Raw genomic sequence first — 14,768 nt, 5'->3', positions numbered from 1 at the left:
CCCCCGAATCAGCGCCAGAACTCAGCCTTCACCCACGTCGCGATCTGCGGTGTTCTTACTATCGCGCTACAAAAGCGCATCAGTGCCTCTGCCTCACTGGGTGGCCAAACGACTTGTGTATAACCCACGTGGGCAGGCATCCCGTGACGCTCCGCGTCACAGATGGCACAGATTGCGGATTCAGTGAGCCGGACGCAGGGCTCAAGTCACCCTTTCACTCCAGCACCTCTACCTCCATACCCACCTCAAGCTCGCCCGGCCCGACGTTGACCATGTTCTGCCCGAACATGACGTCGCCTTCGACTTCGCGATAGGTCTTCAGGGTCGCGAAGGGTTCGCGGTCCGGACTGCGCTCGCCGGTAGCCGGGTCGATGGTGGTGAGGATGCAACGGGCGCAGGGCTTGAGCAGTTCGAATTGCATGTCGCCGATGCGGATACGTTTCCAGTTGTCTTCGGCAAAGGCTTCGGCGCCTTCAATCACCAGATTGGGCCTGAAGCGCAGCATTTCCACCTCCCTGCCCAGCCTGGCAGAGAGATCGTCGAGCGAGCCCTGACCGATCAACAGAAGCGGAAAGCCATCGGCGAAGTTGACACGGTTGTCGACCGATCCGTAGCCGCCGGGGAGCCAGCGGGCACGCTCGACGGGCATGTAAACCATGCGCGTCGGCTTGCCGATGAAGCGACTGACCCAGTCGGCCGCCTCTTGGCCCGCGTCAGGCACCTGCAGCGAGTCGCGCCAGACGGTCACGCCGCGCAGGTTTTCCTGCTCATCAATCGGAACGACGACATCAAGCGGTGCAAAGCCAGGCGCATCGAGTGTCACCCCTCCACCGGCATTCCACAGCACCGACAGCTGTGACATGTGCGACACCGCGCGCTGGGTCAGAAAACGCCCCGTGCCCTCGTCAACCAGCATCCAGCGTCGGTCACCCGCCAACCCCAGACAGTCGAACGACGCCCGTTGCAGGATTTCCGCCTTGCAGGATTTGAGAGGAAAACGATAGAGCGCGCGCAGACGTAGCATGAACGGTTCCTTGGGTGGTTCGAAAAGCTTTGACGTGAACGGCAAAGCTTATACGAACAGGAACCTTACAGGCAGTCCGGGTAAGGCGGTGAATCAGTGAGTCAGCATCATCAGGCGCTCACGCACCACTTCCACCAGCTTGTCGGGCTGGAACTTGGAGAGGAAGTTGTCGCAGCCGACTTTCTTGACCATCGATTCGTTGAAGCTGCCGGACAGCGAGGTGTGCAGCACGATATACAACGCACGCAGACGCGGGTCGTTGCGAATCTCGGTGGTCAGACGGTAACCATCCATTTCCGGCATTTCGGCGTCGGTAAACACCATCAGCAGTTTCTTGTGCACGTCCTCACCGGCGTCAGCCCAGCCCTTGAGCATGTTCAGCGCCTTGAGACCGTCACTGGCAACGTGAAGCTTCAGGCCCAACTGCGACAGGGTGTCACGCAACTGCGCCAGGGCAACCTTGGAGTCATCCACCAGCAGCACTTCGCGACCGCGCGCGCCCTCGAGCACCGGATCTTCGAGCTTCTCGCGAGAGACCTTGGCGTTGTAAGGGACGATCTCGGCGAGCACTTTCTCGACATCGATAATTTCTACCAATTGATCATCGACCTTGCTGATCGCGGTCAGGTAATGCTGACGGCCAGCACTGGCAGGCGGCGGCATGATCGCATCCCAGTTCATGTTGACGATGCGATCCACACCGCCCACCAGAAACGCCTGAACCGAGCGGTTGTATTCGGTCACGATAATGGTGCTGCCCGGACCCGGCACCAGAGGCCGCATGCCGATCGCCTGGGACAGGTCGATCACCGGCAGTGTCTGGCCACGCAGGTTCACGACTCCGCAGACGAAGGAGTGTCGTTGCGGCATCAGGGTGAGCTTGGGGAGCTGCAATACTTCCTGAACCTTGAACACGTTGATCGCGAATAACTGCCGACCGGCCAGGCGGAACATGAGAATTTCCAGGCGATTCTCGCCCACCAGCTGTGTGCGTTGATCTACTGTGTCGAGAATGCCAGCCATTTTAGCTCCTGAAGCGTTGGTCACGATGAGTCTGCTTAACGTGTATCGGCTGAAACGAGCCGGACCTTAATGGCGATGAAAAGCCAATTTCAGACATTGATGTCACATTAACATCATGCTTTACTGATGTGCCATTCCAGAAAGTGTCCGCGCGACAACAAACTCGCGCCTGACGCTTTCCACCTTATAAACAGGGTCGATGCGCTCGCCCCTAGGTATTACCCTGAATGTCTATCGGGGAATGCCTGATATGATCGCTATCTCATTGCCACTATTGTGACGCCATTCTCATTGCACGAATGGAGTCAGGCTTGTGTTCGCGTTCCAGTCCTTGCAATCGACCAGCCCCGTCGGGATCGACGTTTCGCTGGTACGGGTTACCATTGCAGACGAAGCAGCGCGTTTTTTGCGTCTTGACAGCGGGATTGGATCCACATGGATCGTCCCTGACGCACATCAATACGCCATCGCTGAGATACATTCCGAAACGCCCTACAGACTTTCAAATGAAATCGACATTAACTGTCAGCCATTCGCGGCGGGCGAGAGTTCGCTGTCCATGATGTGTGGAGATACAGGATGCTGAGCAGTAACGAATGGCAGCAGAAACATGAACAGTTTCTCGCCGAGTCCCAGGCGCTTTTGTATAAATCGGAAGAGTGCCTGTCACACCTTGAGCTGATCGGCGGCGATGAAGATGCAATCAATTGCCTGCTGGCCTCACTGTTGGCGCTGACCAACAAGGCTGATGACGCATCCGTTCAATGTGTGGCGGACTTTACCCGGCGATTGCGTTGCCTGCTTGATGACGCCGATGCGGCCAACGGACTGTCACAGGAAACACTGGCGACGGTCAAACGTTGCCTGGCCCTTATTTCATGGCAGTTGGAACTCCTCGACCCCAATACCGGAGAGCTGGTCATGGACAATGAGGAACAGCAGGAACTGCTGGGCAGACTGGCCGCCCTCTCGGCCTGTTCAGATAAAGCCGTGGATGCGGCACGCGAATAAGCAGGACGAAAACGCCGACCTTCTTTCAATGAAAAGATAATCCCCTTTGCAGAAGGCACGGCACTTTGATCATGCGTTCACACCCTCCCCGGTCAGCGTTGAGATATGCGCGCGAATACTCCCCGCTTTCACTGACCAGCATGCCATCCATTCCGTCGGCACACTGCGCAGTTAAAAGCTTGGTTGACGCGCATGTAAGGTAAGATTGTCCGACACCCATGACGTGCTGTTCCCGGAAGTGACAGCGGAGATGACTGCGGGTCTGGCTGAAACGGAATCAAAAGTGTCGAGTTCAATTTCCTTGAATATACTCAAACAGTCAGCTGAACCTGCGATTAATATTACTTTGACATCACGCCGTCCGATTATTGGCTATGTCTATTAATGGCGCGAATCGATATGGATGCCGTCGTCCAGTCTTTCAGGTCGGTTTTTGATACGACCAACCGGGTCAAGTGGGTCACAGCGGCGCTCTGTGCCAGTGCAGCGCTGGGCAACGCGGTGCTGTTTATCCGCTCTTCGGATTTTCCGGCAAGCCTGCTGACGCTCAACCTGATCACCTTTGCCAGTATCTGTTTCTATCTTTGGCGCACCAGCCGCTTGATTCAGTTGCAACCGCAGGAACTGGCGCAGCGAATGCTGGATGTTCAGGAAACCGAGCGGCAACGCCTGAGTCGCGAACTTCATGATGACATCGGCCAAATGCTGACCGGCGCTCAGTTGCAGCTGGCCTGGTTGCAACGTCGACTGCCTGCCGAATTGAACACTCATGCCGGGCAGCTTGAGGCAACCCTTGCAGAAACGCTGGGCAAAGTCCGCGACCTTTCCGCGATTCTCAATCCTCGCCAGTTATCGAGCCTTGGGCTTGAAGGCGGACTGCGCGCCCATCTGGTGAGCGCTCTTGCCAACAGCCAGACCCACTGGAGCCTGGAGTGCAAGCAGCACTTGAACGGAATTCCCGAAGAGATGGCCGTCGCTGCCTACCGTATCTGCCAGGAAGCGGTGACCAACATGCTGCGCCATGCGCAGGCGAAAAATCTGGTGATACGTTTCGAACGTCAACCTGCCGGACTGTCGATACTGATCGCCGACGATGGCACGGGCTTCGAGCCTGCCGCCGGCCCGCGTCCTGAAGGCAATGGCCTGGCGGGCATGCGTGAACGTGTCATGTTGCTGGATGGGTCCTGGTCGCTGCACAGCGGCCCGGGGCTGGGCACTCGAATCGAAGTCATGTTTCCCTGGGCGCCCCGTTCGGGCGAGCGCGCCCGTTTACACAAGAAAACACAATGACCTGCAATCTGTTACTGGTGGACGACCATTCGCTGATCAGGGCTGGCGTACGCGCTCTGGTCTCGGACATTCCCGGCTATGCCATCGTCGGGGAAGCGTGCGACGGCAGTCAGTTGTCGGGGCTCGCGCACCGCCTCAAGCCGGACATCATCCTGCTGGACATCGGCATGAAGGACATGAACGGGCTGGACGCACTGGAGCATCTGGTCAAGGTACAGCCGGACTGCAAGGTTCTGATTCTGTCGATGCACACCGAGCCCGACATCATCATGCGCGCGCTGGAAGCCGGCGCTCATGGCTATCTGCTGAAGGACGCCACGGCGACCGAGCTGGAACAGGCGTTGAAAGCCTTGCGCAACGGCAAGCGCTACCTGAGTCCGGCCATCGCCCATACCGTGATCAACCGGGCCTTGCAGAGTCAGCGCACCGACAAGTCCGAGTTGCCGCAGGAAAAATACAACCTCACGGCTCGTCAGCTGGAAATCCTGCGCCTGATCGTGAGAGGCAAGTCCACTCGCGAGATCGCCAGCGGCCTGAATCTGAGCATCAAGACCGTGGAGACCCACCGTTCACAGATCATGAAGCGGCTGCAGATCTTCGATGTGGCCGGTCTTGTGCTGTTCTGCGTCCGGGAGCGGATCATCAGCCTGGACGATTGAGCTGCGGCGCACTGCCCGATACCGTCGAGAGCACCGGCGAGTCGTCCGGCAGGTGCACCCTGAGCGCCGCAGGCCGTGCCTCGAACCGCAGGTCTTCGCCAGACAGCGGCTCGCCGTCCAGATTGATTTCCAGTCCCTGGGCAGACCTGAGTTCGACCCACGGCAGACGCGCGCGAACGAACATGTTGTCGAATCCAAGTCCGCCTTCCAGCAGGCTCCTCAGTGTGCCGACCACTTCCTGAGGTGCAGGCAGGATGCTGATATCCAGCAGGCCGTCATCCGCCATCGCCGTCGGACACAGCACATGCCCGCCGCCCGCCTGCCGACCGTTGCCAATGCCCAGCGCCAGAAGATCGCCACGCCAGTGAAAATCCGGCCCGATCAGCTCACCGTGAGCGGCATGCAGCTCGCTGAACCGGGTAAGCCCGGTAAACAGGTAAGCGGCGCCCCCCAACACCTTCTTGAGGTCTTCCGAGGTATTGGCGGTCACCTGGCTGCCGAAGCCTCCGGTGGCCATGTTCAGGAACAGTTTGCCACCCACTTCGCCCAGATCGACGGGACGCGGTGTAACGTCCATAAGCGCCAGTGCCTGGTCGACTTCCAGCGGCACGCCAGCGGCCCGGGCAAAGTCATTGGCGGTGCCAAGCGGCAGAATGGTAAGGCTGGTATCGGTTTCCGGTGCCCGCGCCAGGGCCTCGGCGATATCGCGCAACGTACCGTCGCCACCGCCTGCCACGATATGGCGGTGCCCGGCGGCCAGCGCTTCGCTGACCAGACGCTGGGCATCGCCTCCCTCCCAGGTCAAACGCACATCAAGGTCCCAGCCTTGCCTGCGCTTTTCGGCGACGCCATTTCTTACATCTTCATTGAGCGATTGCTTGCCGTGAAGAATGAGCATAGCCCTGCGTTGTGTCATGAAACCCCCTCTGGTGAACGGTACGAGTACCACGTATGAGCGACGCTTTTGTTTGCCAGCGCCTGACTGCATTTGGCACAGCGCAGGGTTGTGACCCCGCCGATATGAAAAAAGCCAGTCCGGATGAATATTTTTTTGTACCACTTGACAGAGGGATCACCCCCGCAGAATCGTCGGTAGATCAGCTGGCCTGCATAATAGCCACTCGCCCGCACCGCTCATCGCAACTTTTTTCCTCCTGTTTTCAGTTTCATGAGCTTTACTACAGCCAAACCCTCCATTTGAGGGTTTTCACTCACAAATGGCTGAAATTTCTCACGTTAATGCAGGCACCGGCCGATATACACAAAGTGGTAACTACAAATTGCAGGTTCAAAAGCCATCGATTCGACAACTTATTGGCTACGCTTCAGCAAACTCCGTAAAGAAGGTGTTTTTTTGACTCTGCGCTTGGACGACACAGCTCACACGAAGAATCGGCACGGGTGCCGTAGGGTTACAGGAAGTAAGGACGCATTATGAGGTTGCAACCGGTAGACAGCCTGTCGCTCACTCGCACCAGTCTGGTGGAGTATTTTCTGTTCGGTATCCGCATCGCGCATGCGCTCGCCTGCATGCTCCCCGGCCTGCTGCTGGGTGCGTTCATGCCGGACGGCGTGATGGAAAAACCTCAGAACTACCTGGCGATGCAGGTCTTCTTTGGCATTGTCGTGGTGCTGATCTTTCAGGCCATGGGCGTGTATTCGGAGGCGCTGTTCAGCAACGCCCTGCGCCTGCGCTCGATCGTGATCGCCTGGTCGGCGTCGTTCGGCCTGCTGCTGTTCATGCAACGCACCCTCGGTCTGTTCGGCAACCTCTCCAACGACCATCTGGTGTTCTGGTATGTGGCCAGCCTCTTCCTGTATTGCGTTATCCGTTTGCTGATGCTGGCGCTGTTCAAGCACCAGATGCGCAAAGGCGTGTTTCTGCAGAACGCCGTGATTCTGGGAGCCACCGAAAACGGTATGCGTCTGGCCGAGTACCTGCTCCAGCATCAGGACATCCGCTCGGGGGTGATGGGCTTCATCGATGACCGCATCGGCCGCATGCCCAAGACCGTCGCCAACCTGCCGCTGCTGGGCAACACCAGTGATCTGGAGCGGTTGATCCGCGAAGAGAAAGTCACCCAGGTACTGGTTGCCCTGCCCTGGACCGCCGAAAACCGCATGGACCACATCATTCACGAGCTGCGCCGGTTTCCGGTCAACGTGCTGCTGGTGCCGGACATGGTCGCGTTTCGTCATAGCCATAACCGCATCACGGAAGTGGCCAAGCTGCCGATGTTCAATGCCTCGGACGTACCGCTCAACGGCTGGTCTCCGTTCATCAAACGCGCCGAGGACATTGTGCTGTCCTCACTGGCGCTGCTCGCACTGTCACCGTTCATGCTGCTGGTCGCACTGGCGATCAAGCTCGACTCACCGGGTCCGGTGTTCTTCAGGCAAAAGCGCTACGGCTACAACAACCGCCTCATTGAGGTATTCAAATTTCGCTCGATGCATCAGCACCAGGCCGATGCAACGGCGGAGCAACAGACCACCCGGGGCGATGCCAGGATCACCCGGGTCGGGCGTTTCATCCGCAAGACCAGCCTGGATGAGCTGCCACAGCTGTTCAATGTGGTGGCAGGCAGCATGTCGATGGTGGGCCCACGCCCCCATGCGACGGCAACGAAAGCGGCAGGCATTCTTTTCGAGCAAGCGGTGAAGGAGTACACGTCGCGACATCGAGTCAAACCCGGCATCACCGGACTGGCTCAGATCAACGGCTATCGTGGGGAAACAGACACCGTGGAAAAAATCGAAAAACGCGTCGAGTTCGATCTTGAGTACATAGAAAACTGGTCCGTCTGGTTCGACCTCTACATCCTTATGCGCACTGTTCCGGCAGTGCTCTTCACTCGTGAGGCTTATTGATGAGCACCCTCATTCCCTGCATCATCGCCGGCGGCTCCGGCACCCGTTTGTGGCCTGTCTCCCGTGAAGCCATGCCCAAGCCGTTCATGCGCCTTCCCGACGGCGAAAGCCTGCTGCAGAAAACCTTCAAGCGCGCGGCCGCCCTGCCCCATGTCGAGCGCCTGCTGACGGTGACCAACCGGGAAGTGTATTTCCGCACGGTCGATGACTACCGACAGTTGAACAAAAGCAAGGTCCGGCTGGACTTCATCCTCGAGCCTTTCGGGCGCAACACTGCCGCTGCCATTGCTGCTGCCGCAGTGCACGTCACCCGTTTATACGGAGGCGACGCACAGCTGCTGGTGCTGCCTGCCGACCATCTGATCACCGATATCGAAGCCTTTTCCCGCGCCGTATCGGCTGCGCAAGAGCTTGCCTCGCAAGGCTGGCTGGTGACGTTCGGCATTCTGCCGACCAAGCCGGAAACCGGTTTTGGTTATATCGAGAAAGGTCAGTCGCTCAATGCCGACGCGTACCAGGTTGCACGTTTCGTCGAAAAACCCGATGCGGCGAGCGCCCAGGGTTATCTGGACGGCGGCCTGCACCTGTGGAACGCGGGAATGTTCTGCCTGCGCGCCGATGCGGTTTTGCGCGAGCTGGAAACCCACGCGCCGGATGTGCTGAGCGCCGTCAGGGCCTGCCTGGAGCTGAGCGTAAGCAAGGAAGGCAACCGGGAATTGCAGGTCGAACTCGACAGCGAATCGTTTGGCCTGGTGCCGGATATTTCCATCGATTACGCGCTGATGGAGCGCTCCGACAAGGTGGCAGTCGTGCCCTGTGAGCTTGGCTGGAGCGACATCGGCTCATGGGAAGCCGTGCGCGAACTGAGCGGTGCCGACGCCCACGGCAACCAGTGCAACGGCCAGACCGTGCTGCACGACGTGACCAATTGCTACATCGATTCGCCCAAGCGGCTGGTCGGCGGTATCGGTCTGGACAACCTGATCATCATCGACACCCCGGACGCGCTGCTGATCGCCGATGGCACACGCACTCAGGACGTGAAGGTCATCGCTCAGGAGCTCAAGCGTCAGGGTCATGACGCCTATCGCCTGCACCGCACGGTCACTCGCCCCTGGGGCACCTACACCGTTCTGGAAGAAGGCAAGCGCTTCAAGATCAAGCGCATCGTGGTCCGTCCGCAGGCGTCGCTTTCGCTGCAGATGCACCACCATCGCAGCGAGCACTGGATTGTGGTGAGCGGCATGGCAAGGGTCACCAATGGCGAACGCGAGTTCATGCTCGACACCAACGAGTCGACCTTTATCAAGCCCGGTTTCACCCATCGACTGGTCAACCCCGGCGTTATCGATCTGGTGATGATCGAAGTGCAGAGCGGTGAGTACCTGGGCGAAGACGACATCGTGCGCTTTACCGACGTCTACGGGCGCGTACCCGAGCAGACCGTGAAAATCTGATCACGCTTCACACGGGCAAGGCCGCTGATGGCGGCCCCGCTTTACTCGACATTGAGGACTGGACCCACCCGAAACGAACCTGGCTGTAGCCCTACACATGATTTTATTACCCGAAAGGGAGCCGTATTCGTGCATGAAAGGAGTTCAGGATAAATGAAACGCATGATGCTGATCGTCAGCGTATTGCTGCTTGGCGCTTGTAACACCCCCTCAAGGGTCGGTCTGCCCGACGATCCGGCGCAGATCGAAGCAGGCCAGGCAGCCGGAAGGGCGCTGGCGGGCAAGCCGTTGCCACCGGAGCGCATCCGCCCCGGTGACACCTTGCGCATCGTGCGTAATACCGGAGAGTCGCCGTCCATCTCTGCGTTCACCGCCAACTCGATCTATGAGCTGACCCTGTTTCAGGTGCTCAACGACGGGACCTTTTCCTATCCGTATATCGGCACCGTCAAGGCAGCCGGTCTGACGCTCCAGCAACTCAACGACCTGCTGGAAAGCAAGCTGCAGAACGTCTATCGCGAAACGGCCCTGACCATCAACATCTCCCAGTCACCGGGCAATACGGTGTTCGTGGGCGGCGCGGTGCGCAACTCGGTGACCCTGCCGGTCAATGTGGCCACCAGCCTGGCCCAGGCGATTGTCGGTGCAGGCGGTGTCGCGCTCGATGCCGATGCGTCTCAGGTGGCCCTGTTGCGCCAGGAGGACGACGGCCTCTACAAGACCTATTTCTTTGACTACAGCAAGTTTCTCTGGGCAAGCGCAGGCGGCCCCACCGCACCGGTTCTGCTCAAGCGCGGCGACATCGTGTTCGTTCCCAAATCCACGGTCGGCAACAAGGTTGACGGCGTAACCCTGTACTTCAACCAGTTGATTCCTTTCGCGAAGTCGATCGGGCTGGGTCTGAACTACGAGCTGCGCAACAACAATTAATTGTCAGGGAAACAGACATGATCAATATCCGCTCATTTCGCGACCTGCTGCGCCTGCTGTTCATTTTCAGGCGTGAGGTCAAGATCACCGTAGTCGCGACCTTCGTCGTCGTGCTGCTGGGGGCCTTGCTGCTGCCCAACCGTTACGAATCCACCGCATTGCTGCTGGTCAAGCCCGGCCGGGACAGCAGCACGGTGCCCATCGAGCTGTCCAACCGTCAGGCCATCGTGGTGCCCAGCGCACTGCGCGACCCTTTGCTGGACGAGGAGCGCATGCTGACGGGACGCCCGATCATGCGCAAAGTATCGGAAAAATACCTGGCAGAACTGTCCCGTGCCGAACCCGAAACCGGTGTTCTGGCGTCGATCAAGAACGGTCTGAAAAGCGTCGTCGGCGCGGTCGTGGGCGCCGGTCGCAGCGTGCTGCAATTTATCGGGCTGGTCGAACAACGCACTCAGGCCGAACGCATGGCCGAAGACTTGGAAAAGAACTTCAAAGTCCGTCACGAGCCCGGCTCGTCGGTCATGGAGCTGACGTTTACCTGGAATGACCCGACCACCGCGCAGACCGTGCTCAAGACCTGGATCGAAGAGTATCAATTGCAGCGCACCAAGACCCTGGGACGCGTCAGCCTTTATACGTTCTACGAATCGGAAGTGAAGAACACCGGCGACAACATCATTTCGTACAAGAAGCAGATTCAGAACTACCTGAATCAGCTGAGTGCAGTGAGCATCTCCCAGCGTCTGGCAGACACCTCGCAAGGTTTGAATGATCTGCGCACCGAGCGCAACAACACGACCCGCGCCATTGCTTCCACCAAGGCCGGGCTGGACCTGCTGAAGAAACAGCTGGCCGCACAACCCAAGACGGTGTCCGCCGGACGCGAACTGACCCTCAACCCCAACCGCCAGGACCTGCAGAACCGCATCAACGGCAAGGAAGTCGAGCGTCAGGAACTGTTGCGTTCGTTCAAGGAACAGGCGCCGCCGATCCGCGCAGTGAACGAGGAAATCAACAACCTCAAGAAACTGCTCAACGAGCAGGACGCCACGGTCCAGCGTTCGGAAAGCATCACGCCCAACCCGATCTACAACCGCATGCAGAACGTGTACGCCGACCAACAGACCAGCTTCGCCCGTCTGCAGACCCAACTGACGCAGCAGAATACCCAGATCGCCCAACTGGAGGCTGACCGTCAACAGGCGCTGAATCTGGAGCCGGAGCTTTCGCGCCTGCAGAACGAACTGGACGCGGCCGAGAAAAGCTACGCGCTGTACACCGACAGCCTGGAAAAGGCGCGTATCGACCGTGAGCTGGACAACAGCCAGATCAGCAACATCGCGACCATCGAAGAAGCCACTTACAACCCGAGTCGTGTCTTCCCGAAAAGCCTGCTGATGGTGCTGCTCGCCTTCCCGCTCAGTCTGGTGGTCGGCGCGCTGGCCCTGTACTTTTTCTACCTGCTGGATCAACGCATCCATGACGGCGACAAGATTGAGAGCACCTTCAAAGTGCCGGTGTGGACCACCCTGCCCGACCTGGAACACGCTCAGGAACGCAGCGCTGCGTTTATCTCCAACCTGCACCGGATATACGGCATCCTGCCGCTGGATCAGGTGGATGAAAAAGGCCTGACGCTGGGCTTCACCTCTGTGAAAGATGGTGCCGGGGTATCGTTCGTGATCGAGCGTCTGGCTGCGCTGCTGATCGAGCAAGGGCATCAGGTGCGCACCGAAAATCGTGCGCCTGCACGGCCGGGCGAGATCGTACTGATCAACGCCTCCGGGGTGTCCACCAACCAGGAAGCCTTCGTGCTGTTGCGCAATGCCGACCTGATTCTGCTGGTGGTTCGGGCCAAGGACACCACGGTGCCGATGCTCGAAGACACCTTGCACAACCTCAATACCGCGTTCAAGAAAGTCGACGGCGTCATCATCAACCGCCGGCGTTTCGAAGTGCCCGAGAACGTGCTGAAGTTTCTCAAGCGTATCGGGAGTCGTGCCTGATGCGTATTGCCTTGCTCGCCCCGCTGCCGCCCGAGCAGAACGGCATCGCCGATTATGCGGGCCATCTCAGGCAAGCGCTCGAAGCACTGGGCCTGCAGGTGGTGACACCGTTGCAGGGCGTCGGCAACGATCCGCGCGCCGCCACACAACGCGTGGCCGAAGTCGACTGGAGCGCAGTCGACGTGGTCCACGCCGAACTGGGTGGCGGTCGGCTGGCCGAGTTCCAGGCATTGCGTGCCTTGCAACGACGCTTTCCCAAATTGCCGCTGACCGCCACCGTGCATGACCCGGAGCGTCTGGTCTGGCGGCGGGAAAAGCTGCCCTGGCCGTTGTCGATTGCCAGTGGGATGCGCTCTCCACTGCCGGAAATGGCCACCGTGCTGGCCGATCCGTTGTGCCTGCATGAAGAACGCCAACTGGCCCGGCACATGACCCGTCTGGTGACACTGACCCAGGCAGGCAGCCAAAGCCTGCGCCAACGCATGGGCCTCAAGCCTGCACAGATGGAAGTCATCAGCCACGGCAACATGGACATCGCTCCGGCGCCGTTACCACCGATGAAACCGTTGCGTTTGCTGTACTTCGGCTTCATCTATCGCGGCAAGGGCATTGAAGACCTGCTCGATGCACTGGCCAGCGTTTTTACCGAAAAACCCGCCCTGCGCTCGACCGTGCGCCTGACCCTGGCGGGCGGGAGCGAGCCGGAGATGGCGTTCGGCCCGTCCGGCAGCTATCTGGAGCAGTTGCGGCTGCGCATCCGTCAACTCGGGCTGGTGGACCTGATCGACTGGCAACTGGACCTGCCTGCCGAGCAGATTCCGCAGGTCATCCAGGCACATCATGTGATGGTCCTGCCGTACCGCGAATCCAGCAAATTGAAGGTGCTGGGCAAATTGCGCGGGACCAGCGGCGCGCTGTCATGGGCCGTGGCCTGCGGTCGCGGCGTGATCACCTCCGACGCGCGCTCATTCGCCGAAGAGGTGTCGCACGGTAACGGCATGATCTATCCGCAGGGCGATGTTCAGGGGCTGGCCGATGCGCTGGTGAACGTCTGCACTCACCCGGAGCGCATCGCCCAATGGGCCGAAAAAGCTTCACTGATGGGTCGGGCCAGAGTCTGGAGCCACACCGCCGAGCGATTCCAGAGCGTATTCCGGCAAGCCTGCGAGGTGCATTGAGATGGCGCATCGTTCAACCATCCTGCGGTCCGTGGCCGCCGCCCTGATCAGTGCCACGCTGGCCACTGCCAGCCAGGCGGCAACCGTGCTGAAAGCACCGCGGTCGGTGGTCTGGCAGGACTTTCTCGGCGTCAACGTGCAGTTTCAGTACTTTGCGCCGGACATCTATCAGCAACAGATGGCGCGCCTCGACGAGCTGGGACTGAATTGGGTTCGCCTGACCATCCACTGGCCCATCATCGAACCGCAGAAGGACAAGTTCGCGCTGTCGGAGCTGGACGCGGCGATGGAAGCGATCAAGGCACATCACTACAACACGCTGGCCTATATGGTGGGCTCGGCGCCCTTCGCCAGCAGCGCACCGCCCGGCGCGACGGGTCGTGACCAGTACCCGCCCAAGGATTTTTCCACCTTCGCCGCGCGCATGGTGAGCCTTGCCCAGCGTTACCCGCAGGTGAACAACTGGCAGGTGTGGAACGAGCCGAATATCGTCTGGCTGCCCAAGGAAGACCCGGCAGCCTATGGCCGATTGCTGACCACCACAGCCCAGGCTCTTAGAACCGCGCTGCCGGAAAAAACCATCGTGACCGCCGGCATGGCGTACTACAGCCAGATGCACAGCACGCCGGGCTACATGCTGCAAAGCCTGCTCGATGGCGGGCTGGGCACACAGAACATCGTGGCGGCCTACCATCCGTACTCCGAATACCCCGAAGGCGATTCGGTCCCGGACCGGGACTTTCTGGTGCGTGCCAATGCCATGAACAACCTGCTGCACAGCAACGGCGTCAGCCAGGTGTGGGCCACCGAGTGGGGCTGGTCGAGCTACGACGGCCCGGTGGAAATGCAAAGACTGATCGGCACGTCCGGTCAGGCCGACTACACCCTGCGTCGCCTGGCCCTGATGAGCGCTCTGGATTTCCAGCGCATCTTCCTGTTCAACCTCAGCGACCTGGACGAGCGCGCCTCGGCCCGCGATCAGGGCTATGGCCTGCTGGATCTGCAGGCCAGCCCCAAACCCGTCTACACCGCACTGAAGAACTTTCTGACCATTACCGGGCCGCGCCTTACACCGACTGATCCGCCCGCCGTCAGCCAAGTGCCCGATGACCTGTACGCCGTCGCCTGGAGTCGCGAAGACGGCAAACACCTGCTGATGGTCTGGAGCGCCTCGGGCGTCAGCCTGACCTTTCCCGCCATCAACGACGCCATCGTGCATGACCCGCTGACCGGCAGCCGGATTCCCTTGTCCGCCACCAAGGGCATCACCCTGGCGCTCAAGCCGACCCTGCAAATCCTGGAATGGAAGCCTTGAC

The 14,768-nt window shown here is 59.6% G+C and carries 13 protein-coding genes; 10 read left to right on the top strand and 3 right to left on the bottom strand.

From position 1 onward, the window contains the following. Positions 1 to 214 precede the first annotated feature (214 nt). Together QRN20_RS03635 and QRN20_RS03630 are read right to left on the bottom strand one after the other, a co-directional pair. On the bottom strand, positions 215 to 1,024 hold the full coding sequence (locus QRN20_RS03635; protein WP_285360007.1) for an MOSC domain-containing protein: 810 nt from the start codon (positions 1,022 to 1,024) through the stop codon (positions 215 to 217). A 93-nt stretch (positions 1,025 to 1,117) separates the two neighbouring features. Continuing rightward, positions 1,118 to 2,047, bottom strand: coding sequence for a chemotaxis protein CheV (locus QRN20_RS03630; protein ID WP_004882618.1), 930 nt, complete (start codon positions 2,045 to 2,047; stop codon positions 1,118 to 1,120). A gap of 579 nt (positions 2,048 to 2,626) precedes the next feature. Between QRN20_RS03630 and QRN20_RS03625 the strand changes: the two genes are divergently transcribed. The 3 genes from QRN20_RS03625 (at position 2,627) to QRN20_RS03615 (ending at position 5,007) form a co-directional block, all read left to right on the top strand. Continuing rightward, positions 2,627 to 3,058, top strand: a complete 432-nt coding sequence (locus QRN20_RS03625) for a hypothetical protein (RefSeq protein ID WP_043304434.1) — start codon at positions 2,627 to 2,629, stop codon at positions 3,056 to 3,058. A 399-nt stretch (positions 3,059 to 3,457) separates the two neighbouring features. Further along, a complete protein-coding gene (locus tag QRN20_RS03620; protein ID WP_058431158.1) occupies positions 3,458 to 4,348 on the top strand; it encodes a sensor histidine kinase in 891 nt (296 codons plus the stop codon). Next, positions 4,345 to 5,007 (top strand): response regulator, encoded by a 663-nt coding sequence (locus QRN20_RS03615; protein ID WP_029243735.1) that lies wholly within the window; start codon positions 4,345 to 4,347, stop codon positions 5,005 to 5,007. The genes QRN20_RS03620 and QRN20_RS03615 overlap by 4 nt, the downstream gene beginning before the upstream one ends. On the opposite strand, the gene yegS is transcribed toward QRN20_RS03615, so the two are convergent. Then, a complete protein-coding gene (gene yegS / locus QRN20_RS03610) occupies positions 4,991 to 5,923 on the bottom strand; it encodes a lipid kinase YegS (RefSeq protein WP_122588547.1) in 933 nt (310 codons plus the stop codon). The genes QRN20_RS03615 and yegS overlap by 17 nt on opposite strands. Before the next feature lie 35 nt (positions 5,924 to 5,958). Here yegS and QRN20_RS03605 point away from each other — a divergent pair, with 35 nt between their 5' ends. From QRN20_RS03605 to QRN20_RS03575, 7 genes are all read left to right on the top strand, one after another. Beyond that, on the top strand, positions 5,959 to 6,348 hold the full coding sequence (locus QRN20_RS03605) for a hypothetical protein (RefSeq protein ID WP_096768219.1): 390 nt from the start codon (positions 5,959 to 5,961) through the stop codon (positions 6,346 to 6,348). A gap of 93 nt (positions 6,349 to 6,441) precedes the next feature. Next, positions 6,442 to 7,878 carry an undecaprenyl-phosphate glucose phosphotransferase gene (locus tag QRN20_RS03600; RefSeq protein WP_029243737.1) on the top strand — a complete coding sequence of 479 codons (1,437 nt, stop codon included), beginning with the start codon at positions 6,442 to 6,444 and terminating at the stop codon, positions 7,876 to 7,878. Continuing rightward, positions 7,878 to 9,335 (top strand): mannose-1-phosphate guanylyltransferase/mannose-6-phosphate isomerase, encoded by a 1,458-nt coding sequence (locus QRN20_RS03595; RefSeq protein WP_029243738.1) that lies wholly within the window; start codon positions 7,878 to 7,880, stop codon positions 9,333 to 9,335. The genes QRN20_RS03600 and QRN20_RS03595 overlap by 1 nt, the downstream gene beginning before the upstream one ends. Positions 9,336 to 9,488: 153 nt before the next feature. Beyond that, on the top strand, positions 9,489 to 10,265 hold the full coding sequence (locus tag QRN20_RS03590; protein ID WP_096768217.1) for a polysaccharide biosynthesis/export family protein: 777 nt from the start codon (positions 9,489 to 9,491) through the stop codon (positions 10,263 to 10,265). Between the two features lie 17 nt (positions 10,266 to 10,282). Beyond that, positions 10,283 to 12,274 carry an exopolysaccharide transport family protein gene (locus QRN20_RS03585; RefSeq protein WP_122544279.1) on the top strand — a complete coding sequence of 664 codons (1,992 nt, stop codon included), beginning with the start codon at positions 10,283 to 10,285 and terminating at the stop codon, positions 12,272 to 12,274. Continuing rightward, a complete protein-coding gene (locus QRN20_RS03580) occupies positions 12,274 to 13,452 on the top strand; it encodes a glycosyltransferase (protein ID WP_043304426.1) in 1,179 nt (392 codons plus the stop codon). Before QRN20_RS03585 ends, QRN20_RS03580 begins: the two co-directional genes overlap by 1 nt. Position 13,453: 1 nt before the next feature. Next, positions 13,454 to 14,767, top strand: a complete 1,314-nt coding sequence (locus QRN20_RS03575; protein ID WP_122433658.1) for a cellulase family glycosylhydrolase — start codon at positions 13,454 to 13,456, stop codon at positions 14,765 to 14,767. Position 14,768 lies beyond the last annotated feature (1 nt).

The sequence above is a fragment of the Pseudomonas sp. fls2-241-TYG-175 genome (genome assembly GCF_030209155.1).
GTDB classification, from domain to species: Bacteria; Pseudomonadota; Gammaproteobacteria; order Pseudomonadales; family Pseudomonadaceae; genus Aquipseudomonas; species Aquipseudomonas viridiflava.
This window is presented reverse-complemented; position numbering and strand designations above follow the sequence as displayed.

What these genes read in the sequence shown, in the direction of transcription:
- QRN20_RS03635 (WP_285360007.1), bottom strand. Translation starts at nt 1,024, where the DNA reads ATGCTACGTCTGCGCGCGCTCTATCGTTTTCCTCTCAAATCCTGCAAG.
- QRN20_RS03630 (WP_004882618.1), bottom strand. Translation starts at nt 2,047, where the DNA reads ATGGCTGGCATTCTCGACACAGTAGATCAACGCACACAGCTGGTGGGC.
- QRN20_RS03625 (WP_043304434.1), top strand. Translation starts at nt 2,627, where the DNA reads ATGCTGAGCAGTAACGAATGGCAGCAGAAACATGAACAGTTTCTCGCC.
- QRN20_RS03620 (WP_058431158.1), top strand. Translation starts at nt 3,458, where the DNA reads ATGGATGCCGTCGTCCAGTCTTTCAGGTCGGTTTTTGATACGACCAAC.
- QRN20_RS03615 (WP_029243735.1), top strand. Translation starts at nt 4,345, where the DNA reads ATGACCTGCAATCTGTTACTGGTGGACGACCATTCGCTGATCAGGGCT.
- yegS (WP_122588547.1), bottom strand. Translation starts at nt 5,923, where the DNA reads ATGACACAACGCAGGGCTATGCTCATTCTTCACGGCAAGCAATCGCTC.
- QRN20_RS03605 (WP_096768219.1), top strand. Translation starts at nt 5,959, where the DNA reads ATGAGCGACGCTTTTGTTTGCCAGCGCCTGACTGCATTTGGCACAGCG.
- QRN20_RS03600 (WP_029243737.1), top strand. Translation starts at nt 6,442, where the DNA reads ATGAGGTTGCAACCGGTAGACAGCCTGTCGCTCACTCGCACCAGTCTG.
- QRN20_RS03595 (WP_029243738.1), top strand. Translation starts at nt 7,878, where the DNA reads ATGAGCACCCTCATTCCCTGCATCATCGCCGGCGGCTCCGGCACCCGT.
- QRN20_RS03590 (WP_096768217.1), top strand. Translation starts at nt 9,489, where the DNA reads ATGAAACGCATGATGCTGATCGTCAGCGTATTGCTGCTTGGCGCTTGT.
- QRN20_RS03585 (WP_122544279.1), top strand. Translation starts at nt 10,283, where the DNA reads ATGATCAATATCCGCTCATTTCGCGACCTGCTGCGCCTGCTGTTCATT.
- QRN20_RS03580 (WP_043304426.1), top strand. Translation starts at nt 12,274, where the DNA reads ATGCGTATTGCCTTGCTCGCCCCGCTGCCGCCCGAGCAGAACGGCATC.
- QRN20_RS03575 (WP_122433658.1), top strand. Translation starts at nt 13,454, where the DNA reads ATGGCGCATCGTTCAACCATCCTGCGGTCCGTGGCCGCCGCCCTGATC.